At 56.3% G+C, this 20,829-nt stretch carries 19 protein-coding genes and 1 riboswitch; of the genes, 12 read left to right on the top strand and 7 right to left on the bottom strand.

What is annotated here, in order from left to right:
- Positions 1–327 precede the first annotated feature (327 nt).
- Together purH and purD are read left to right on the top strand one after the other, a co-directional pair.
- A complete protein-coding gene (gene purH, locus C1N69_RS01155; protein ID WP_095442150.1) occupies positions 328–1,917 on the top strand; it encodes a bifunctional phosphoribosylaminoimidazolecarboxamide formyltransferase/IMP cyclohydrolase in 1,590 nt (529 codons plus the stop codon).
- Positions 1,918–1,932: 15 nt separating this feature from the next.
- Complete coding sequence (gene purD, locus C1N69_RS01150; protein ID WP_095442149.1) at positions 1,933–3,225, top strand: phosphoribosylamine--glycine ligase; 1,293 nt, start codon at positions 1,933–1,935, stop codon at positions 3,223–3,225.
- Between the two features lie 91 nt (positions 3,226–3,316).
- Here the strand turns inward: purD and C1N69_RS01145 are convergent, their stop codons facing one another.
- The 6 genes from C1N69_RS01145 to nudC all read right to left on the bottom strand — a co-directional run bounded on the left by C1N69_RS01145 (position 3,317) and on the right by nudC (position 7,669).
- Positions 3,317–4,009: a DUF1481 domain-containing protein gene (locus tag C1N69_RS01145; RefSeq protein WP_047957512.1), complete on the bottom strand. Its 693-nt coding sequence runs from the start codon at positions 4,007–4,009 to the stop codon at positions 3,317–3,319.
- 11 nt (positions 4,010–4,020) lie between these two features.
- Positions 4,021–4,293 carry a nucleoid-associated protein HU-alpha gene (gene hupA, locus C1N69_RS01140; protein ID WP_002445246.1) on the bottom strand — a complete coding sequence of 91 codons (273 nt, stop codon included), beginning with the start codon at positions 4,291–4,293 and terminating at the stop codon, positions 4,021–4,023.
- Between the two features lie 186 nt (positions 4,294–4,479).
- Entirely contained in the window at positions 4,480–5,070 is a 591-nt protein-coding gene (locus tag C1N69_RS01135) for a YjaG family protein (RefSeq protein WP_032644509.1), read from the bottom strand.
- Positions 5,071–5,111: 41 nt separating this feature from the next.
- Positions 5,112–5,783 carry a deoxyribonuclease V gene (gene nfi / locus C1N69_RS01130; protein WP_047957511.1) on the bottom strand — a complete coding sequence of 224 codons (672 nt, stop codon included), beginning with the start codon at positions 5,781–5,783 and terminating at the stop codon, positions 5,112–5,114.
- Between the two features lie 9 nt (positions 5,784–5,792).
- Positions 5,793–6,857, bottom strand: a complete 1,065-nt coding sequence (gene hemE, locus C1N69_RS01125) for a uroporphyrinogen decarboxylase (RefSeq protein ID WP_047957510.1) — start codon at positions 6,855–6,857, stop codon at positions 5,793–5,795.
- Between the two features lie 38 nt (positions 6,858–6,895).
- The gene (gene nudC, locus C1N69_RS01120) at positions 6,896–7,669 is read right to left on the bottom strand and encodes an NAD(+) diphosphatase (RefSeq protein ID WP_155030540.1); all 774 of its coding nucleotides are present in this window, start codon (positions 7,667–7,669) and stop codon (positions 6,896–6,898) included.
- Between the two features lie 95 nt (positions 7,670–7,764).
- On the opposite strand from nudC, the gene C1N69_RS01115 reads away from it, so the two are divergent.
- The 10 genes from C1N69_RS01115 (at position 7,765) to C1N69_RS01070 (ending at position 16,502) form a co-directional block, all read left to right on the top strand.
- On the top strand, positions 7,765–8,250 hold the full coding sequence (locus C1N69_RS01115; protein ID WP_025759608.1) for an Rsd/AlgQ family anti-sigma factor: 486 nt from the start codon (positions 7,765–7,767) through the stop codon (positions 8,248–8,250).
- 54 nt (positions 8,251–8,304) lie between these two features.
- Positions 8,305–8,413, top strand: a riboswitch (TPP riboswitch).
- Positions 8,414–8,492: 79 nt separating this feature from the next.
- Positions 8,493–10,388 carry a phosphomethylpyrimidine synthase ThiC gene (thiC, locus tag C1N69_RS01110; RefSeq protein ID WP_025759609.1) on the top strand — a complete coding sequence of 632 codons (1,896 nt, stop codon included), beginning with the start codon at positions 8,493–8,495 and terminating at the stop codon, positions 10,386–10,388.
- Positions 10,388–11,023 (top strand): thiamine phosphate synthase, encoded by a 636-nt coding sequence (gene thiE / locus C1N69_RS01105; RefSeq protein WP_025759610.1) that lies wholly within the window; start codon positions 10,388–10,390, stop codon positions 11,021–11,023. The genes thiC and thiE overlap by 1 nt, the downstream gene beginning before the upstream one ends.
- The gene (locus tag C1N69_RS01100; RefSeq protein ID WP_094917992.1) at positions 11,016–11,771 is read left to right on the top strand and encodes a HesA/MoeB/ThiF family protein; all 756 of its coding nucleotides are present in this window, start codon (positions 11,016–11,018) and stop codon (positions 11,769–11,771) included. Before thiE ends, C1N69_RS01100 begins: the two co-directional genes overlap by 8 nt.
- Complete coding sequence (thiS, locus tag C1N69_RS01095; protein WP_025759613.1) at positions 11,755–11,955, top strand: sulfur carrier protein ThiS; 201 nt, start codon at positions 11,755–11,757, stop codon at positions 11,953–11,955. The genes C1N69_RS01100 and thiS overlap by 17 nt, the downstream gene beginning before the upstream one ends.
- A 1-nt stretch (position 11,956) precedes the next feature.
- Positions 11,957–12,727 (top strand): thiazole synthase, encoded by a 771-nt coding sequence (thiG, locus tag C1N69_RS01090; protein WP_155030539.1) that lies wholly within the window; start codon positions 11,957–11,959, stop codon positions 12,725–12,727.
- Positions 12,724–13,851, top strand: coding sequence for a 2-iminoacetate synthase ThiH (gene thiH, locus C1N69_RS01085; RefSeq protein WP_155030538.1), 1,128 nt, complete (start codon positions 12,724–12,726; stop codon positions 13,849–13,851). The genes thiG and thiH overlap by 4 nt, the downstream gene beginning before the upstream one ends.
- 336 nt (positions 13,852–14,187) lie before the next feature.
- Positions 14,188–15,729 (top strand): sensor domain-containing diguanylate cyclase, encoded by a 1,542-nt coding sequence (locus C1N69_RS01080; protein WP_155030537.1) that lies wholly within the window; start codon positions 14,188–14,190, stop codon positions 15,727–15,729.
- Positions 15,730–15,875: 146 nt separating this feature from the next.
- A complete protein-coding gene (locus tag C1N69_RS01075; protein WP_014882067.1) occupies positions 15,876–16,181 on the top strand; it encodes a PTS sugar transporter subunit IIB in 306 nt (101 codons plus the stop codon).
- Positions 16,182–16,184: 3 nt separating this feature from the next.
- A complete protein-coding gene (locus C1N69_RS01070; RefSeq protein WP_025759618.1) occupies positions 16,185–16,502 on the top strand; it encodes a PTS lactose/cellobiose transporter subunit IIA in 318 nt (105 codons plus the stop codon).
- A gap of 57 nt (positions 16,503–16,559) precedes the next feature.
- Here the strand turns inward: C1N69_RS01070 and rpoC are convergent, their stop codons facing one another.
- A complete protein-coding gene (gene rpoC / locus C1N69_RS01065) occupies positions 16,560–20,783 on the bottom strand; it encodes a DNA-directed RNA polymerase subunit beta' (RefSeq protein WP_008503454.1) in 4,224 nt (1,407 codons plus the stop codon).
- Positions 20,784–20,829: the final 46 nt, after the last annotated feature.

The following is a 20,829-nucleotide window of genomic DNA, read 5'->3' as shown; positions in this document are numbered from 1 at the left end:
CTTCAACCGACCGGGCTGTTTGTGAAGTGATTCACATCCGCCGTGTCGATGGAGGCGCATTATAGGGAGTTCTCCGCAGGCCGCAACCGCTAAATGACAGAAAGATGACTGACTGCTGCATTCCACAGCAAAACCCCGCCTTATACCTTTTTACACACAGACTTATCCACAATGATACGAAAAAGTGAAAATGTGCGAGCGTTGCGCAAACGTTTTCGTTAAAATGCTCGCGCTTCACAAGGATGCCTCGTCAGGTGTGTTAGATGAGTTTTTCACAGGAAAATTCATCTAACGCTCTCTGTAATCGTGAAATCCAGGGGATTTACCATGCAACAACGTCGTCCAGTCCGCCGCGCTCTGCTCAGTGTTTCTGATAAAGCCGGTATCGTCGAATTCGCTCAGGCACTTTCTGCACGCGGTGTGGAGCTGCTATCTACAGGCGGTACCGCTCGCCTGTTAGCAGATAAAGGTCTGCCGGTAACCGAAGTGTCCGATTACACCGGTTTCCCGGAAATGATGGATGGACGCGTCAAAACCCTGCACCCAAAAGTCCACGGCGGTATTCTTGGCCGTCGCGGTCAGGACGACGCCATTATGGAACAGCATGAGATCGCGCCAATCGACATGGTTGTCGTTAACCTCTATCCGTTCGCCCAGACCGTTGCCCGTGAAGGCTGCTCTCTGGAAGATGCCGTAGAAAATATTGATATCGGCGGCCCGACCATGGTGCGCTCCGCGGCCAAGAACCATAAAGATGTCGCCATCGTCGTAAAGAGCAGCGATTACGAAGCCATTATTAATGAGATGGACGCCAACGAAGGGTCACTGACCCTGGAAACGCGTTTCGACCTCGCCATCAAAGCCTTCGAACACACCGCTGCGTACGACAGCATGATTGCCAACTACTTCGGTAGCCTGGTACCGGCTTACCACGGTGAAAGTAAAGATCCTTCCGGTCGCTTCCCGCGCACCCTGAACCTGAACTTCATCAAGAAGCAGGATATGCGTTATGGTGAGAACAGCCACCAGCAGGCTGCCTTCTATATAGAAGAAGAGGTAAAAGAAGCCTCTGTTGCGACCGCCCGGCAGGTTCAGGGTAAGGCGCTCTCCTATAACAACATTGCCGACACCGACGCCGCGCTGGAATGCGTGAAAGAATTCAGCGAGCCTGCCTGCGTTATCGTCAAGCACGCAAACCCATGCGGCGTTGCCGTGAGCACCTCCATTCTGGATGCCTATGACCGCGCGTATAAAACCGACCCGACGTCTGCCTTCGGCGGCATTATCGCGTTTAACCGCGAACTGGATGCCGAAACCGCACAGGCCATTATCTCCCGTCAGTTTGTTGAAGTGATCATCGCGCCATCGGCGTCTGAAGAAGCGCTGAAGATCACTGCGGCGAAACAGAACGTGCGCGTCCTGGTTTGCGGCCAGTGGGCGGAACGCGTTCCGGGCCTGGACTTCAAACGCGTGAACGGCGGCCTGCTGGTTCAGGACCGCGATCTGGGTATGGTGACAGAAGCCGACCTGCGCGTGGTGACCAAGCGTCAGCCGACAGAGCAGGAGCTGCGTGACGCGCTGTTCTGCTGGAAAGTGGCGAAGTTCGTCAAATCCAACGCCATTGTTTACGCCAAAGAGAACATGACCATCGGGATAGGCGCAGGCCAGATGAGCCGCGTTTACTCGGCGAAAATCGCGGGTATTAAAGCAGGTGACGAAGGTCTGGAAGTCAAAGGCTCCGCCATGGCCTCTGATGCCTTCTTCCCGTTCCGTGACGGTATTGACGCGGCTGCCGCGGTAGGCATCACCTGCGTGATCCAGCCAGGTGGTTCTATCCGTGACGACGAAGTGATTGCCGCTGCCGACGAACACGGCATTGCGATGATCTTCACCGACATGCGTCACTTCCGCCATTAATTCCCGGAGCAGAAAATGAAAGTATTAGTGATTGGTAACGGCGGACGCGAGCATGCTCTGGCATGGAAAGCGGCCCAGTCTCCGCTGGTGAAAACGGTCTTCGTGGCGCCGGGCAACGCCGGTACCGCCCTGGAACCCGCGCTGCAGAACGTGGCTATCGGCGTGACCGACATTCCGGCGCTGTTGAGTTTCGCCCAAAGCGAGAAAATCGACCTGACCATCGTCGGCCCGGAAGCGCCGCTGGTGATTGGCGTGGTGGATGCGTTCCGCGCGGCAGGCCTGAAAATCTTCGGCCCGACGGAAGGTGCTGCCCAGTTGGAGGGCTCCAAAGCTTTCACCAAAGATTTCCTCGCACGTCACAATATCCCGACGGCGGAATACCAGAACTTCACAGAGGTTGAGCCCGCTCTGGCTTACCTGCGTGAAAAAGGCGCACCGATTGTCATTAAGGCCGACGGCCTGGCTGCCGGGAAAGGCGTGATCGTAGCGATGACGCTCGAAGAAGCCGAAGCCGCGGTTCAGGATATGCTGGCAGGCAATGCCTTTGGCGATGCGGGCCACCGCATTGTGATTGAAGAGTTCCTCGACGGCGAAGAGGCGAGCTTTATCGTGATGGTCGACGGCGAGCACGTTCTGCCGATGGCCACCAGCCAGGATCATAAGCGTGTGGGCAATGGCGATACCGGCCCGAATACCGGCGGAATGGGGGCTTACTCCCCTGCTCCGGTGGTCACTGATGAAGTGCACCAGCGCACAATGGATCGCATCATCTGGCCAACCGTAAAAGGGATGGCTGCCGAGGGGAATACGTACACCGGTTTCCTCTATGCGGGCCTGATGATCGACAAGCAGGGTAATCCTAAGGTCATCGAATTCAACTGCCGCTTTGGCGATCCGGAAACCCAGCCCATTATGCTGCGCATGAAATCCGACCTGGTAGAACTGTGCCTGGCGGCGTGCGAAGGTAAGCTGGACGAGAAAACTTCCGAGTGGGACGAGCGTGCGTCACTGGGCGTAGTCATTGCTGCGGGTGGATACCCTGGCCACTACAACACCGGTGATGAGATCCACGGCCTGCCGCTGGAAGAGGTTGAAGGCGCGAAGGTATTCCACGCCGGAACGAAGCTGGCTGACGATGACCGCGTACTGACCAACGGCGGACGCGTGCTGTGTGCTACCGCGCTGGGCCATACCGTAGCAGAAGCGCAGAAACGCGCCTATGCGCTGATGGCGGATATTCACTGGAACGGTAGCTTTAGCCGCCAGGATATCGGCTATCGCGCGATTGCGCGTGAGCAGGGGGAGTAATTTCCCTCTCACCCTAACCCTCTCCCAAAGGGAGAGGGGATCGTTCGTAGGCCGGATAAGCGTTAGCGCCATCCGGCTTAATCCACAGAACTCAGAAACTCTTCTCTGTCGGCTGCCAGGTGCAGAAGTCTTCGTTAGCCACCAGCAGCAGCTGAGAGCCTTCCGGCGCGTCAAGCCACGCCACACTCACTTCCATTGATGAATGCCGCTGACGGCGTTCGATGTGTTCGATGGCCCAGGATTCGAGGTCAGGCTTGATGGTCTGCCCTTCGCAAGTTGTCACCGTCCCATCAGTATGCCAGCGACCCTGGCGCAGCACGACGCGGCCCTGACGCAGCGCATCGCTGGTCTGGCGGATTTGTTCAGCACGGTAACGGTAGAGCGCGACTTGATCGCTGGAAAGCTGCTGTTTTTGACCGCTGACTTCACGCTGCATAAAGCTTAGCTCGCCGTGGTCGTCAAAACGCACTTTCACATGTTCGGGGGTTTTGCTGTAGACGTTCAGTTCAATGAGCGACAGCTCATCGCCCTGCCAGCGATATTCCGCCGTCGACGTATTGCCGTTATGCCACGGGCTAAACGCAGAGAGCAGATGAACTTCACCGCCGGAATCTTTACGCCAGATCCTGACCGCACCCTGGTTATCAGCGTAGCCACTGGCGGTAAACGGTGGCAGAGAGGTATCGTGGCTACAGGCTGACAGCAACAGTATGCCTGCCAGCGCGAGCGTTCCACGCCAGAAAGACAAAAGGGGCGTTGCCGCCCCTTCGCTAAAACTGTTCACTGCCACGCGTCTTACTTAACAGCGTCTTTCAGTGCTTTACCAGAAACAAATGCCGGCACGTTAGCTGCGGCGATTTTGATTTCTTTACCGGTCTGCGGGTTGCGGCCAGTACGCTCAGCGCGGTGGTTCACTTTGAAGGTACCGAAACCAACCAGTTGTACAGCATCACCTTCTTTCAGAGACTCAGTAATAGCAGCCAGGGTAGATTCCAGAGCAGCTTTAGCCTGCACTTTAGACAGATCAGCCTTGTCCGCAATTACATCAATCAGTTGAGTCTTGTTCATAAGTTATCCTTTCAATGTGTTTATCGCTTGCTAAGCATCGAGTGCGACGAAAATGCCAAAAAAGCACTCTCCTGCATACACGCACCGATAGCCACTTTTTTTCGCCCCCCAAATGTAGACCAGACAAGGGTCGAAAGGGAAGAGTCGAGGAGCGACAAAACGGGCGTTATCTCAAGTTTTCTTATCTCATTGGTTAAAAATTATACCAATATTGCTCTCGCCGGCCTCACGTAAGTCTGCGCGCAGCCCTTTTATCAGCTCAATATCGCGTTCTTCACACTCTGCCAGCAGGCGGAAAATTTCCCACTGAATGTCCCATTCTTGCTCTACGGCCGGGTTTGCACGCAGCTCTTCGTCGGTCATTTCACGACCTTCCTGGGTCATTTCCAGCATCGCCACGGTGGTGATAGACGCTTTACTGACTTCGATTGCATGCTCCAGCGTTTCGCCACTCAGACGGGAGTGAAGCAGTTCGCTTAACGCCACGCAGGCATCAATCGCGGGGTAGACGCCATACAGGTCAAAATCATCCGCAACCGGAATCGCCTCTTCCAGCTTTTCCAGCTGAGAGTCGAAATTCACCTTCGCGTCTTTCACCGTCAGCGTTTCCCAGATCAGATCCAGAATGCGACGATAAATATGCCCATCGCCAAAGCCTGTCTCCTTGCAAAACGCGGCATAGTTGGGATACATGCGCTCGCACAGGCAAGCCATAAAGGTGACGTGCTGCCAGCTTTCCAGCTTTTCCAGGCGCAGGTGAATCGGGTTTTGTAGCATGATGATCTCTCGAATCGAAAATTAGGCGCAGTTTACCTGAATCATCGCTGAATTTCCTGCCAACGAACAAAAGCTGGACGCGAAGAGGCCACGGCGTCTGCCCAGCGCGTGGGTTCCGGTAAACGGTAGCCCTTCATACAGCGCTGCACCCACGCCAGAGCGCTGTCCATGCTTACCCGATGCCCGGTGGCGATAAACAGCGGGTTACAGCGGGCTTTACTGCGCCAGACCCATGCCAGCTGCTCGCCTTTATGGATAAGCGGCGCCAGCGCGCCCGGCTCGGCGGAAAGGGGTTCAAACGCGCCGCACAGGCGTTTCTTGGCGACGCCAATGGTCGGCACATCCACCAGCAGCCCAAAGTGGCTGGCAACGCCTAAACGGCGCGGGTGTGAGATACCGTGTCCATCGACAAACAGCAGGTCGGGTTTTTGCGAAAGTTGCTCCCACGCGGCCAGCAGCGCGGGATATTCACGAAAGGAGAGAAAGCCGGGAATGTAGGGCATGGTGGTGGCGATACGCGCCACCTTGTATTCCACCAGCTCAAGCGAAGGGTATTTCAGAACCACCATTGCCGCTCGCGTCACTTCACCGCCCTGCTCGAACCCAACGTCGGCTCCGCCAATGTACTGCGGAGGATCCTTATCCAGCTGATCCTCACGGATCACTGATGAAGCCAGTTCGATTTGCTGAGCGCGTAGCGACGCGAGATCCATAACCACTCCTTACTGGTGATACTGGGCAGAAAGCCGATGCACCGCCTCCACAAATACGCCAGCGTGCTCTGGCGGCACATCCTGATGAATACCATGGCCAAGGTTAAAGACGTGTCCTTCACCCTGGCCGAAACCAGACAGTATAGTCGACACTTCTTCCTCAATGCGGGCAGGCGGCGCATAGAGCATGGAAGGATCCATATTGCCCTGCAGCGCCACTTTGTCACCCACGCGGCGGCGGGCATCAGCGATATCGGTGGTCCAGTCGAGACCCAGCGCGTCACAACCGGTTGCCGCCATGGCTTCCAGCCACTGACCGCCACCTTTGGTGAACAGCGTCACCGGCACGCGGCGGCCTTCGTTTTCACGCAACAGGCCGTCGACGATTTTGTGCATGTAGTACAGCGAGAACTGCTGATAATCGCGTCCGGTCAGCACGCCACCCCAGGTGTCGAAAATCATGACCGACTGCGCACCCGCTTTAATCTGCGCGTTGAGGTAGAGCGTGACGCTCTTCGCCAGCTTGTCGAGAAGCGCATGCAGGGCCAGCGGCTCGGCGTACATCATCTTTTTAATCTGGGTGAAGGCTTTGCTGCTGCCGCCTTCAACCATATAGGTCGCCAGCGTCCATGGGCTGCCGGAAAAACCAATCAGCGGCACTTCGCCTTTCAGCTCGCGGCGAATGGTGCGCACAGCGTTCATCACATACCCCAGTTCTCCTTCCGGATCGGGGATCGGCAGCTTATCGACATCGGCTTTGCTTTTAATCGGGGAGGTAAAACGCGGGCCCTCACCGGTTTCGAAATAGAGCCCAAGGCCCATCGCGTCCGGAATGGTCAGAATGTCCGAAAAGAGAATGGCGGCATCCAGCGGGAAGCGACGCAGTGGCTGGAGCGTCACTTCGCAGGCCAGCTCGGCGTTTTTGCACAGCGACATAAAATCACCCGCCTGCGCGCGCGTGGCTTTGTACTCTGGCAAATAGCGTCCCGCCTGGCGCATCATCCATACCGGGGTGACATCAACGGGCTGGCGCAGCAGCGCACGCAGATAACGATCGTTCTTCAGTTCGGTCATTTTTGCAGTTCCTTAAGCGTCATGGCCCCAGTGTAACACTACTCATACTCGGCCCGACACATCGCCACGGTATCTTCTATCAGCCGACGCGCCACGGTGCCCGGTGGGGGAAGCAGCGGTAAATCGTCATAGCGATACCAGTTCGCTTCCAGAAGCTCTTTCTGATCGATAACGATCTCGCCGCTGTCGTATTCGGCCATAAAGGCCGTCATCAGCGACTGCGGGAAGGGCCAGGGCTGGGAGGTCACGTAGCGCAGGTTCTTCACTTTAATCCCACTCTCCTCCATCACCTCGCGCGCCACCGCCTGCTCCAGCGTTTCACCCACCTCAACGAAACCAGCCAGCACGGTGTGAATGCCGTTGCGATGACGGGTATGCTGGGCCAGCAAGATAGAATCCTCCCGGCGGATAGCGACGATAATGCACGGCGCAATTTGTGGGTAGTAGCGTTCGCGGCAGTGGCTGCAGAGCATCGCCCACTCGGTTTTGCTCGGGTGCATAGTGTGACCGCAGTAGCCGCAGTATTTATGCGAGCGGTAAAACTCCGCCAGCTGTACACCACGCCCCGCCAGCTGGAACAGGCCCACGTCCAGATCCAACACCTGTCGAACCGATCCCATGTCCTGACGACGGGGTTGTTGGATCAACCACACCGCATCTCCCTGCCATTCGCCGATCTTCAGCGCCGGCTGGCCCACAAGATCGAACCTCTCTGCTGCGCCATAAGGGATCTCCCCGTCAGGAAGCCATAATTTTTGTTCGTGACTGACGATCCACCAACCGAGATCTGATTTTTCAATAATACGATCCATATCTATTGCACTACCTTCGCTTCACTGACATGTTGTTAGCATTGTGGTTACATTCTGGATGAGCAGATTCAATCCTACACTTTGCGGAGTCGACCATGTTAAACCAGCTGGAAAGCCTGACTGAGCGCGTTAGAGGAAGTAACAAACTGGTGGATCGCTGGCTACATGTGCGCAAGCATCTACTCGTGGCTTATTACAATCTGGTCGGTATTAAGCCTGGCAAAGAATCGTTTATGCGGTTGAATGAAAAAGCGCTGGATGATTTTTGTCAGAGCCTGGTCGACTATCTGTCCGACGGCCATTTCAATATTTATGAACGCATTATCCGCGAAATGGAAGGGACAACACCGTATTTAGCGGCCAGCAAACTCTATCCGCTGCTGGAAGCCAACACCCAACAGATCATGGATTACTACGATTCCACGCTTGAGAACGCCATCGATCACGATAACTATCTTGAGTTCCAGCAGGCGCTTTCCGACCTTGGCGAAGCGCTGGAAGAGCGATTCACGCTGGAAGATAAGCTGATTAGCCTCGTCCTTGATGCCAGCCCCGAAGATAACATCGTGCGCCCTGCTTGAGTTCTTAATCGTTAACGAGTAATTTACAACCATTCGCCCCTCTCACGAGGGGGATTTTTCTTGTCGGAGTGCCCAGAGCGAAAGCCGGGCTGAGACCGTTAATTCGGGATCCGCGGAACCTGATCAGGTTAATACCTGCGAAGGGAACAAGAGTCACACTGCTGTTGTATCGCCCCCTGGGCGATCCTCTCTTGCTTCATCCGTCGTCTGACAAGCCATGTCCTTCACTTTTGGAATGAGCTATGTCTACTGCAAAACTGACCCGCCGCGAACAGCGCGCACAGGCCCAACACTTTATTGATACCCTGGAAGGCACTGCTTTCCCGAACTCAAAACGCATCTACATTTCCGGCTCCCGGGCGGATATCCGCGTCCCGATGCGTGAAATCCAGCTGAGCCCGACGCTTATCGGCGGCAGCAAAGATAACCCGCAGTATGAAGACAACGAAGCTGTGCCGGTGTATGACACCTCCGGCCCGTACGGCGATCCTGCTGTTGCCATTAACGTGCAGCAGGGTCTGGCGAAACTGCGCCAGCCATGGATTGATGAACGTAATGACTGCGAAGCGCTGTCTGATCGCAGTTCGGCTTACACCAAAGCGCGTCTGGCCGACGACGGTCTTGACGAGCTGCGCTTCGCCGGACTGCTGACGCCGAAACGGGCGAAAGCGGGCAAACGTGTGACCCAGTTGCACTATGCGCGCCAGGGTATTATCACGCCGGAGATGGAGTTTATCGCTATCCGTGAAAACATGGGGCGCGAGCGCATCCGCAGCGAAGTGCTCCGCCATCAGCATCCGGGCGAAGGCTTTGGCGCTCGCCTGCCGGAGAACATCACGCCGGAGTTTGTGCGTGATGAGGTGGCCGCAGGCCGTGCGATTATCCCCGCCAACATCAACCACCCGGAATCTGAGCCGATGATTATCGGCCGCAATTTCCTGGTGAAGGTTAACGCCAATATCGGTAACTCGGCCGTCACCTCTTCCATCGAAGAAGAGGTGGAAAAGCTCGTCTGGTCAACGCGCTGGGGTGCGGACACGGTCATGGATCTCTCAACCGGGCGCTATATTCACGAAACCCGCGAGTGGATCCTGCGTAACAGCCCGGTTCCTATCGGAACGGTGCCCGTCTACCAGGCCCTGGAGAAGGTCAACGGCATTGCCGAAGACCTCACCTGGGAAGCCTTCCGCGACACGCTGCTGGAGCAGGCTGAACAGGGCGTAGATTACTTCACCATTCACGCGGGCGTACTGCTGCGCTACGTGCCGATGACGGCGAAACGTCTGACCGGTATTGTCTCACGCGGCGGCTCCATCATGGCCAAATGGTGCCTGTCGCACCATAAAGAGAACTTCCTCTACGAACACTTCCGCGAGATCTGCGAAATCTGCGCCGCGTACGATGTCTCCCTGTCGCTGGGGGATGGCCTGCGTCCGGGCTCCATTCGCGACGCCAACGACGAAGCGCAGTTTGCCGAGCTGCATACCCTGGGCGAGCTGACCAAAATCGCCTGGGAGTATGACGTGCAGGTGATGATTGAAGGCCCGGGACATGTGCCGATGCAGATGATCCGCCGCAATATGACCGAAGAGCTGGAGCACTGCCACGAAGCGCCATTCTACACCCTGGGGCCGTTGACCACCGATATTGCGCCAGGCTATGACCACTTCACATCCGGGATTGGGGCGGCGATGATCGGCTGGTTCGGTTGCGCCATGCTCTGCTATGTGACGCCGAAAGAGCACCTCGGCCTGCCTAACAAAGAGGACGTGAAGCAGGGGCTGATTACCTACAAAATCGCCGCCCACGCTGCGGACCTGGCGAAAGGCCATCCCGGCGCGCAAATCCGCGATAACGCCATGTCGAAGGCACGCTTTGAATTCCGCTGGGAAGATCAGTTCAACCTGGCGCTGGACCCGTTCACCGCCCGCGCCTATCACGACGAGACCCTGCCGCAGGAATCGGGCAAAGTCGCGCACTTCTGCTCCATGTGCGGACCGAAATTCTGCTCGATGAAAATCAGCCAGGAGGTACGCGACTACGCCGCCACGCAAACCATTGAAGTGGGCATGGCGGACATGTCTGAAACCTTCCGCGCCAAAGGCGGCGAAATCTACCTCAAAAAAGAGGAGGCGTAATGTATCAGCCCGATTTTCCGCCCGTCCCCTACCGTTTAGGTCTCTATCCGGTGGTGGACAGCGTGGCGTGGATCAAACGTCTGCTGGAGGCAGGCGTTCGCACGATCCAGTTGCGCATCAAGGATAAACACGATGACGAGGTGGAGGCGGATGTGGTCGCCGCCATTGCGCTGGGGCGTCAGTATCACGCCCGTCTGTTTATAAACGACTACTGGCGACTGGCCGTTAAGCACCAGGCTTACGGCGTGCATCTGGGTCAGGAGGATCTGGAAACAACGGACCTGAGCGCTATCCGGGACGCCGGATTACGGCTGGGGGTGTCAACGCACGACGACATGGAGATCGACGTGGCGCTGACGGCTCGCCCCTCCTATATCGCGCTCGGTCACGTCTTTCCGACGCAAACCAAACAGATGCCCTCCGCACCGCAGGGGCTGACGCAGCTGGCGGGTCACGTCAAACGCCTTGCCGATTATCCTACCGTCGCCATCGGCGGCATTAGCCTTGAACGGGCGCCGGCGGTGCTGGAGACGGGCGTTGGCAGTATTGCCGTCGTCAGCGCCATCACCCAGGCCGCAAACTGGCAGGCCGCCACCGAACAGCTGTTACAGCTGGCAGGAGCAGGTGATGAATGATCGTGATTTTATGCGCTACAGCCGCCAGATCCTGCTGGAGGATATTGCCATCGACGGGCAGCAAAAACTGCTCGCCAGCCGGGCGCTGATTGTTGGTCTGGGAGGATTAGGCGCACCTGCCGCGCTCTATCTGGCAGGCGCCGGCGTGGGCACGCTGGTGCTGGCCGACGACGACGACGTGCATCTCAGTAACCTGCAGCGCCAAATCCTTTTTACCACGGAGGATGTCAACCAGCCCAAAGCGCGTATTACCCGCCAGCGGCTGAATCAATTGAACCCGGATATTACGCTTATTGCGCGCCAGGAGCGGCTCAGCGGCGAAAATTTGCAGCGTGAAGTCGCCCTTGCTGATGTGGTGCTGGACTGTACCGACAATATGGCGACGCGCCAGGCGATCAACGCCGCCTGCGTGGCCACGCATACCCCCCTCGTCACCGCCAGTGCGGTGGGGTTCGGCGGCCAGATGATGGTCCTGACGCCACCGTGGGCACAGGGCTGCTATCGCTGCCTGTGGCCGGATGATGCCGAACCGGAACGCAACTGCCGCACGGCAGGCATTCTTGGTCCGGTGGTCGGCGTAATGGGCACCATGCAGGCGCTGGAAGCCATCAAGTTACTCAGCGGCATGGAGACGGAACGCAATACCCTGCGGCTGTTTGATGCCCGCTCCAGCGGCTGGCGCCATCTGGCGCTGCACCGTGACAGCCGCTGCCCGGTGTGCGGAGGCCACAATGCGCATTCTGTTTAACGATGAGCCGATGAAATGCGATGACGGCCTCACCGTTGCCGTCCTGCTCGACAAGCTGCGCCAGCTCAGGCCGGGAACGGCGCTGGCACTCAATCAACAGATCCTGCCGCGCGAGCAGTGGGAACATCAGCAGGTCAATGAGGGCGACCAGATCCTGCTGTTTCAGGTTATCGCAGGGGGCTGAGATGTTACGTATTGCTGATAAAGTTTTTGATTCGCATCTGTTTACCGGAACCGGGAAATTCGCCTCGCCGCAGCTGATGGTGGACGCCATTCGGGAAAGCGGCAGCCAGTTGGTGACGCTGGCGCTCAAGCGCGTGGATCTGCGCCACCACAGCGACGCCATTCTGGCTCCCTTACTGGAAGCGGGCGTCACGCTGCTGCCCAACACCTCCGGTGCGAAAACCGCCGAGGAGGCGATTTTTGCGGCTCAGCTGGCCCGTGAAGCGCTGGGCACACGCTGGCTCAAGCTGGAAATTCACCCGGACGCGCGCTGGCTGCTGCCCGATCCCATCGAAACGCTGAAAGCGGCTGAAAAGCTGGTGCAGCAAGGCTTTACTGTTCTGCCTTACTGCGGGGCCGATCCCGTGCTGTGTAAACGGCTGGAAGAGGTCGGCTGCGCCGCCGTCATGCCGCTGGGCGCGCCTATCGGCTCCAATCAGGGGCTGGAAACCCGCGCGATGCTGGAAATTATCATCGAACAGGCCACCGTACCGGTGGTGGTAGATGCCGGCATTGGCGTACCCAGCCACGCCGCGCAGGCGCTGGAAATGGGTGCCGATGCGGTACTGGTGAACACCGCCATCGCGGTTGCCGACGATCCGGTCATGATGGCCCGCGCGTTCCGCATGGCTGTCGAAGCCGGCTTGCTGGCAAGAGCATCCGGCCCCGGTTCACGCAGTTTTCAGGCACAGGCCACCAGCCCGCTGACCGGTTTTCTGGAGGCGATCTCATGAGGACGTTTACCGAGCGCTGGCGGCAGCTTAACTGGGACGACATTGCCCTGCGCATCAACAGCAAAACGGCGGCCGACGTGGAGCGGGCGTTGCAGGCCCGACATCTGACCCGCGAAGATCTGATGGCCCTGCTCTCGCCGGCGGCCAGTGCGTACCTCGAACCGATGGCCCAGCGTGCCCAGCGGCTTACCCGTCAGCGCTTTGGCAACACGGTGAGCTTCTACGTACCGCTCTATCTTTCGAATCTGTGCGCTAATGACTGTACCTACTGCGGTTTCTCCATGAGCAACCGCATCAGGCGTAAAACGCTCGATGAGGGTGAGATTGCCCGTGAGTGTGCGGCCATCCGTGAAATGGGCTTCGAGCATCTGCTGCTGGTAACGGGCGAACATCAGGGGAAGGTGGGAATGGACTATTTTCGCCAGCACCTTCCCGCTATTCGTCGTCAATTCGCGTCGTTGCAGATGGAAGTGCAGCCTCTTTCGCAGGAGGAGTACGCGGAGCTCAAAACGCTCGGTCTGGATGGGGTCATGGTCTATCAGGAAACGTACCATGAGGCGACCTATGCCCGGCATCATCTTAAGGGGAAGAAACAGGATTTCATCTTCCGCCTGGAGACCCCGGACAGGCTGGGTCGCGCTGGCATCGACAAAATCGGTCTAGGTGCGCTGATCGGGCTCTCCGACAGCTGGCGGGTGGATTGTTACATGGTGGCGGAACATCTCCTGTGGCTCCAGCAGCACTACTGGCAGAGCCGTTATTCCATCTCTTTCCCCCGGCTGCGACCTTGCGCTGGCGGGATTGAACCGGCGTCGCTTATGGATGAACGCCAGCTGGTGCAGACCATCTGCGCGTTTCGCCTGTTCGCGCCGGAAGTGGAGTTATCCCTGTCAACGCGTGAATCGCCGGCGTTTCGCGATCGCGTGGTCCCACTCGCGATCAACAACGTCAGCGCGTTTTCCAAAACGCAACCTGGTGGCTACGCCGACGATCGCCCGGAGCTGGAGCAGTTTGTACCGCATGACGGGCGGCGTCCGGAAGCGGTCGCTGCCGCCCTGAGCGCTCAGGGATTACAACCGGTCTGGAAAGACTGGGACAGCTGGCTGGGAAGAGCCTCACAATAACGTTGCAACGTACCGCAACCCGATAAAAAAGTGTCGAGGCGCTACGGAGAGTCACAACCGGATGATTGCCAGCACTCATCCGGTTTTTTATCGTCGCAGGGTCAGCAACGGATGCTGGCCAGGGCGAAAAGCTTCTTCCTCGTTTCGCCCTGCCTCTGATTAATTGCGCAAAAAGCGCACGCCCGTTTAATAAGTATTTTCTTAATGATCCTTAAGATAAATCATCCCGTCAGTAATCATGTTCCGTATAATTCACCGCTAACCGCAGGACAGCGACTATGCTGAGAGGATATCGGCAGACGAAAAGTATTCACCATCAGGATCGATGTACAACTCATGGCACTTCACAGCAAAAAGCTCTCTTTTACCCGACCAATCATGCTCAGCTTCGCGGGGATCCTCTACAGTTTTGCGGTGATCGCGATTGCGGTGACGCTTTCGCAGAGAAAGGATTTTCTTGAGGATTATCACAAGATTAATAGCAATTTTACGCACAACCTGGCGGTGAACTACACCGAATCCATCCTGCGTGAAAATGACTATATCCTTGGCCGCGCCGCGATATACTTCGCGCGCGACGACAGGCTAAACGAGACGCTGAACGTCAACCCGACGCAGGGGCTGCAGATGGTGATGCATTTGCAAAACCTGATGCCGACCGTCTCCTCCATTTCGCTTGCCGACACGCAGGGGCATTATCTGCGCGCACCGGAAGTACTCCCCACTGAGAAGAGTAAAACCTTCGATCCCCGGACGCGCCCGTGGTTTATCGCCCAGGCGGAAGCCAGTATCTTCAGCCACTATACGCGCCCCTACATGGACTACTTCACCGGCCATCCGACAGTAACACTCTATAAGCCGTTGATTTCACCGGAAGGAAGACTAAAGGGAACGATCGCGTTTCATCTCGATTTGACCTCAATGGGCTATACGCTGCGTCAGATGGTGGCGCCCGTGCAGGGAGAATTCTTCGTCGTCGAACGTGACGGTGCCGTCGTGCTTCACCCTGATACCGGCGCGCTTTTCAAAAAGTACGTAAGCGAAGCGCTGATGGACAAAATGACCAGCGGCGAAGGCCACCTGTACGACAAGAAAAGCAATGCCTGGTATTACTACTACTCCTTTACTAACCCGGACTGGTTTGTCATCTACCGGGTATCAGGTGATACGCTCACCGATATTACCCGCCACGAAACGACGATTGTTGGCTGGGGGTTCGCGCTGGCGGCCATCATTATCATTCTCTTTGGCTTATACCTCCGACACGCCTCGCGTAGCGTGCTGATGCACATTATCAATGCCATCAAAACCGGCGATGTCAGCGAGGCACCGCGTCTTGAAGCCATGCTGAGCCACACGATCCAGTCGAATAAAGAGCGCGAGATGGCCTATGTGCGCCAGGCGACTCACGATGCGCTGACGGGCTGTAAAAACCGCCGCGCATTCGACAGCGATGTCGCGGAATTGCTGAATGCCCAGCAGCCGTTTGCGATGGCGCTGGTAGATATCGATAACTTTAAGTCGATTAACGACACCCTGGGCCACCTGACCGGTGATATTGTCCTGCGCAACGTAGCCCGTGAAGGGATCCAGATCATGCAGCCTCACCACGTCCCGGTTTACCGCTACGGTGGAGAGGAATTCGCGGTAGTCTTCCAGGCCGGGCAGATCGCGGACGCCTTCTCCTTACTGGAGGCATGGCGTACCGCGGTTGAAAAGCGCGTCTGGCGGGAGGAAAACCTGCGGGTCACGTTCAGCGGTGGTCTTGGGGAGTGGCATTTCGAACCGCTGGAGCAATTTGTAGAAAGTGTGGATAACGCTCTCTACAGTGCGAAGCGGCAGGGGAAAAACCGCATTCTTCGCACCTCCGTCGGCTGATTTTCGCGATGCCTGGCAAAATTGTAACCGGTTTCAGAAAAATGCTGATTTCTTTGTGATGCCTGACACACAATCGCGGTAAAGCGGTTGTTGAAGCGTTCTGCACGGGATAATTATCAATAAACACATGTAGATCGAGGCTGATTATGAAGAACATCGTTTTATGCTGTGCAGCGGGAATGTCAACCAGCATGCTGGTTCAACGTATGAAAGACGCCGCGCAGAAAAAAGGAGTAGAAGTCACCATTAAAGCCGTTCCGGTTGCGGAGTTTAAAGACAACATCGCGACGGCCGACATCGTTCTGCTGGGGCCCCAGGTGAAATACGAGCAGGCGAAACTCCAGGCGCAGGCCGACCCTCTGGGTAAAAAGGTCGCGGTGATCGACATGATGGATTACGGCATGATGAAAGGTGATGCCGTACTGGAAAAAGCGCTCAAACTTCTGGAGTGAACCATGGAAGATTTAGAAACAACGATCATGGAACTGCTGGTCAATGCGGGTGCGGCACGCAGTGCTGCCCTCACGGCGTTGCAGATGGCGCGTAAAGGCGACTTTACCGAAGCCGAGAAAGCGATGGAAGAGTCGCGGGAATATGTGAAGCATGCGCACACGATCCAGACGCAGCTTATCGGTCTTGATGAAGGCAGCGGAAAACTGCCGGTAAACCTGATCACCGTCCACTCCCAGGATCACCTGATGAACGCGATGGTCATACAGGATCTGGCGGGCGATATGATTGAGCTGTATCGACGGATCCCGTTAGTAAACTGAAATTGTACAGATATAAAAAAACCCGCCGAAGCGGGTTTTTTATTAGCGACTCAACGATTACTCGTTGTCGGAACCACCCAGACCTGCGTTCAGCAGTTCTGCCAGACTCGCGGATGCATCTTCAGCAGTAACCTGCGGTGCGGCTGGCAGTTCGCCTGCAGCACGACGACGCATACGATCCTGATGGTACGCATAACCGGTACCAGCCGGGATCAGACGACCCACGATGACGTTCTCTTTCAGACCGCGCAGTTCATCACGTTTACCTGCAACAGCGGCTTCGGTCAGGACACGAGTGGTTTCCTGGAACGATGCTGCAGAGATGAAGGACTCGGTTGCCAGAGACGCTTTGGTGATACCCAGCAGATCGCGCGAGAAGGTCGCACCGATTTTGCCGTTCGCTTCCAGTTCGCGGTTAGCGATCTTGACGCGTGAGTATTCAACCTGCTCGCCTTCGAGGAACTCGGAGCTGCCCGCGTTTTCGATGGTTGCTTTACGCAGCATCTGACGAACGATAACCTCGATGTGTTTATCGTTAATCTTAACGCCCTGCAGGCGGTATACGTCCTGTACTTCGTTAACGATGTAACGCGTAACAGCATGCACACCACGCAGACGCAGGATGTCGTGCGGCGCTTCTGGACCGTCGGAAACCACGTCACCACGTTCTACACGTTCACCTTCGAACACGTTGAGCTGACGCCACTTAGGAATCATCTCTTCGTATGGCTCGCTACCGTCTACCGGGGTGATAACCAGACGGCGTTTACCTTTGGTCTCTTTACCGAAGGAGATGATACCGCTGATTTCAGCCAGGATTGCCGGCTCTTTCGGACGACGTGCTTCGAACAGGTCCGCAACGCGTGGCAGACCACCGGTGATGTCCTTGGTACCGCCAGATTCCTGAGGAATACGCGCCAGGGTGTCACCAGAGCTGATCTGTACGCCATCTTCCAGCTGTACAATCGCTTTACCCGGCAGGAAGTACTGCGCAGGCATATCAGTACCTGGGATCAGAACGTCATTACCCTGAGCATCAACGATTTTCAGCGCAGGACGCAGATCTTTACCGCCGGTAGTACGTTCAGCAGAATCCAGAACCACCAGAGAAGACAGACCGGTCAGCTCGTCGGTCTGACGAGTAATGGTCTGGCCGTCGATCATGTCAGTGAAGCGGATGAAACCACTTACTTCGGTGATAACCGGCATGGTGTGTGGATCCCAGTTTGCAACGGTTTCACCGCCGGCAACCTGCTCGCCATCACCTTTCGCCATAACCGCACCGTAAGGCACTTTATAGCTCTCTTTGGTACGACCGAATTCGTCGATCAGCTTCAGCTCGGTGTTACGGGAAGTGATAACCAGTTTACCGCTGGAGTTCACAACCGATTTCGCGTTGCTGAGCTTGATGCTACCTTTGTTTTTCACCTGGATGCTGGATTCAGCAGCCGCACGAGATGCCGCACCACCGATGTGGAACGTACGCATCGTCAGCTGTGTACCCGGCTCACCGATGGACTGTGCCGCAATAACGCCGATGGCTTCACCTTTGTTGATGATGTGGCCACGCGCCAGGTCACGACCGTAGCAGTGCGCACATACACCAAAGTCGGTGTCACAGGATACAACGGAACGCACTTTCACGGAGTCAACAGAGTTCGCTTCCAGCAGGTCACACCACTGTTCGTGCAGCAGGGTGTTGCGTGGAACCAGAATGTCTGCGGTACCCGGCTTCAGGATGTCTTCCGCGGTCACACGACCCAGTACGCGATCGCGCAGTGGCTCTTTAACATCACCACCCTCGATAACCGGGGTCATGGTGATACCTTCGAGGGTGCCACAATCGTCTTCGGTCACAACCAGATCCTGCGCAACGTCAACCAGACGACGCGTCAGATAACCGGAGTTCGCTGTCTTCAGTGCGGTATCCGCCAGACCTTTACGCGCACCGTGCGTGGAGATGAAGTACTGGAGTACGTTCAGACCTTCACGGAAGTTCGCGGTGATTGGCGTTTCGATGATGGAGCCATCTGGCTTCGCCATCAGACCACGCATACCTGCCAGCTGACGAATCTGTGCTGCAGAACCACGCGCACCGGAGTCGGCCATCATGTAGATGCTGTTGAAGGAAACCTGCTGCTCTTCGACACCGTCACGGTTAATCACGGTTTCGGTCTGCAGGTTATCCATCATCGCTTTGGATACACGATCGTTCGCCGCTGCCCAGATATCGATGACTTTGTTATAGCGTTCGCCCGCGGTAACCAGACCAGACTGGAACTGCTCCTGGATCTCAGCAACTTCGGCTTCCGCTTCAGAGATGATCTCGTGTTTCTTCTCTGGGATGACCATGTCATCAATACCAACAGATGCACCTGAACGCGCTGCATAAGCAAAGCCGGTGTACATTGTCTGGTCAGCGAAGATAACGGTCGGCTTCAGGCCCAGAATGCGGTAACAGGTGTTCAGCATTTTGGAGATTGCCTTCTTGCCCAGCGCCTGGTTGACGATGGAGAAAGGCAGACCTTTCGGTACGATCATCCACAGAATGGCACGGCCAACGGTCGTGTCTTTCAGGCTGGTTTTCGCAACGAATTCGCCGTTTGCATCTTTTTCGTATTCGGTGATACGCACTTTAACGCGCGCATGCAGAGAGGCCAGGCCAGCGCGATAAATACGCTCAGCTTCTTTCGGGCCAGTCAGCACCATGCCTTCGCCTTTGGCGTTAACACAGTCACGGGTCATGTAGTACAGACCCAATACAACGTCCTGAGAAGGAACGATGATAGGTTCACCGTTCGCTGGAGACAGGATGTTGTTGGTAGACATCATCAGCGCACGCGCTTCCAGCTGGGCTTCCAGCGTCAGCGGTACGTGAACAGCCATCTGGTCACCATCGAAGTCGGCGTTATATGCCGCACAAACCAGCGGGTGCAGCTGGATAGCTTTACCTTCGATCAGGACTGGCTCAAATGCCTGAATACCCAGACGGTGCAGGGTTGGTGCACGGTTCAGCAGTACCGGGTGTTCGCGGATCACTTCGTCCAGGATATCCCAAACGACAGCTTCTTCACGCTCAACCATTTTCTTAGCGGCTTTGATGGTGGTGGCGAGTCCTCGCAACTCCAGCTTGCCGTAGATGAACGGTTTGAACAGCTCCAGAGCCATTTTCTTCGGCAGACCGCACTGATGCAGACGCAGGTATGGACCTACGGTGATTACAGAACGACCGGAGTAGTCAACACGCTTACCGAGCAGGTTCTGACGGAAACGACCCTGTTTACCTTTGATCATGTCGGCCAAAGATTTCAGAGGACGCTTGTTAGAACCGGTGATCGCACGACCGCGACGACCGTTATCCAGCAGGGCATCTACCGCTTCCTGCAGCATACGTTTTTCGTTGCGTACGATAATGTCCGGCGCAGCCAGATCCAGCAGACGTTTCAGACGGTTGTTACGGTTAATGACGCGACGATACAGATCGTTCAGGTCAGACGTTGCGAAACGACCACCATCCAGCGGAACCAGCGGACGCAGATCTGGCGGCAGAACCGGCAGAACGGTCAGGATCATCCACTCTGGTTTGTTACCAGACTGCACGAACGCTTCCAGCAGCTTGATACGCTTGGTCAGCTTTTTACGCTTGGTTTCGGAGTTGGTTTCGTTCAGCTCTTCACGCAGCTGCTCGCACTCTTGCTCCAGATCCATGCTCTTCAGCAGGGCCTGGATAGCTTCCGCACCCATTTTCGCGTCGAATTCGTCACCGAACTCTTCCAGCGCGTCCAGATACTGCTCTTCAGTCAGGATCTGGTGACGTTCCAGGTTTGTCATCCCGCCTTCGATAACCACATAAGATTCGAAGTACAGAACACGTTCGATATCGCGAAGCGGCATATCCAGCAGCAGACCGATACGGGACGGCAGTGATTTCAGGAACCAGATGTGGGCGGTCGGAGACGCCAGCTCGATGTGGCCCATGCGCTCACGACGCACTTTGGTCTGGGTCACTTCAACGCCGCACTTCTCACAGATCACACCACGGTGTTTCAGGCGCTTGTACTTACCGCACAGGCACTCGTAATCTTTTACTGGCCCGAAAATACGCGCACAGAAAAGGCCGTCACGCTCAGGTTTGAACGTACGGTAGTTGATGGTTTCCGGCTTTTTAACTTCACCGAAAGACCATGAACGGATCATGTCTGGCGAAGCCAGAGCAATTTTGATCGCATCAAACTCTTCGGTTTTAGTTTGCGCTTTCAGAAACTTTAATAAGTCTTTCACGGATTTGCTCCCGTCGGAGTTAGCACACTCTGCTGTCGGGGGTTAA

The organism is Enterobacter sichuanensis (assembly GCF_009036245.1).
GTDB classification, from domain to species: Bacteria; Pseudomonadota; Gammaproteobacteria; order Enterobacterales; family Enterobacteriaceae; genus Enterobacter; species Enterobacter sichuanensis.
The sequence above is the reverse complement of the archived record's forward strand: the minus strand, read 5'-3'. Positions and strand labels throughout refer to the sequence as shown.

Excerpts from the sequence above, each read along its gene's own strand:
- nfi (WP_047957511.1), bottom strand. The coding sequence starts at position 5,783 with ATGGATCTCGCGTCGCTACGCGCTCAGCAAATCGAACTGGCTTCATCA.
- thiC (WP_025759609.1), top strand. The coding sequence starts at position 8,493 with ATGTCTACTGCAAAACTGACCCGCCGCGAACAGCGCGCACAGGCCCAA.
- thiG (WP_155030539.1), top strand. The coding sequence starts at position 11,957 with ATGTTACGTATTGCTGATAAAGTTTTTGATTCGCATCTGTTTACCGGA.
- C1N69_RS01075 (WP_014882067.1), top strand. The coding sequence starts at position 15,876 with ATGAAGAACATCGTTTTATGCTGTGCAGCGGGAATGTCAACCAGCATG.
- C1N69_RS01080 (WP_155030537.1), top strand. The coding sequence starts at position 14,188 with ATGGCACTTCACAGCAAAAAGCTCTCTTTTACCCGACCAATCATGCTC.
- purH (WP_095442150.1), top strand. The coding sequence starts at position 328 with ATGCAACAACGTCGTCCAGTCCGCCGCGCTCTGCTCAGTGTTTCTGAT.
- thiE (WP_025759610.1), top strand. The coding sequence starts at position 10,388 with ATGTATCAGCCCGATTTTCCGCCCGTCCCCTACCGTTTAGGTCTCTAT.
- C1N69_RS01115 (WP_025759608.1), top strand. The coding sequence starts at position 7,765 with ATGTTAAACCAGCTGGAAAGCCTGACTGAGCGCGTTAGAGGAAGTAAC.
- hupA (WP_002445246.1), bottom strand. The coding sequence starts at position 4,293 with ATGAACAAGACTCAACTGATTGATGTAATTGCGGACAAGGCTGATCTG.
- thiS (WP_025759613.1), top strand. The coding sequence starts at position 11,755 with ATGCGCATTCTGTTTAACGATGAGCCGATGAAATGCGATGACGGCCTC.
- hemE (WP_047957510.1), bottom strand. The coding sequence starts at position 6,857 with ATGACCGAACTGAAGAACGATCGTTATCTGCGTGCGCTGCTGCGCCAG.
- nudC (WP_155030540.1), bottom strand. The coding sequence starts at position 7,669 with ATGGATCGTATTATTGAAAAATCAGATCTCGGTTGGTGGATCGTCAGT.
- C1N69_RS01070 (WP_025759618.1), top strand. The coding sequence starts at position 16,185 with ATGGAAGATTTAGAAACAACGATCATGGAACTGCTGGTCAATGCGGGT.
- purD (WP_095442149.1), top strand. The coding sequence starts at position 1,933 with ATGAAAGTATTAGTGATTGGTAACGGCGGACGCGAGCATGCTCTGGCA.
- thiH (WP_155030538.1), top strand. The coding sequence starts at position 12,724 with ATGAGGACGTTTACCGAGCGCTGGCGGCAGCTTAACTGGGACGACATT.
- C1N69_RS01100 (WP_094917992.1), top strand. The coding sequence starts at position 11,016 with ATGAATGATCGTGATTTTATGCGCTACAGCCGCCAGATCCTGCTGGAG.
- C1N69_RS01135 (WP_032644509.1), bottom strand. The coding sequence starts at position 5,070 with ATGCTACAAAACCCGATTCACCTGCGCCTGGAAAAGCTGGAAAGCTGG.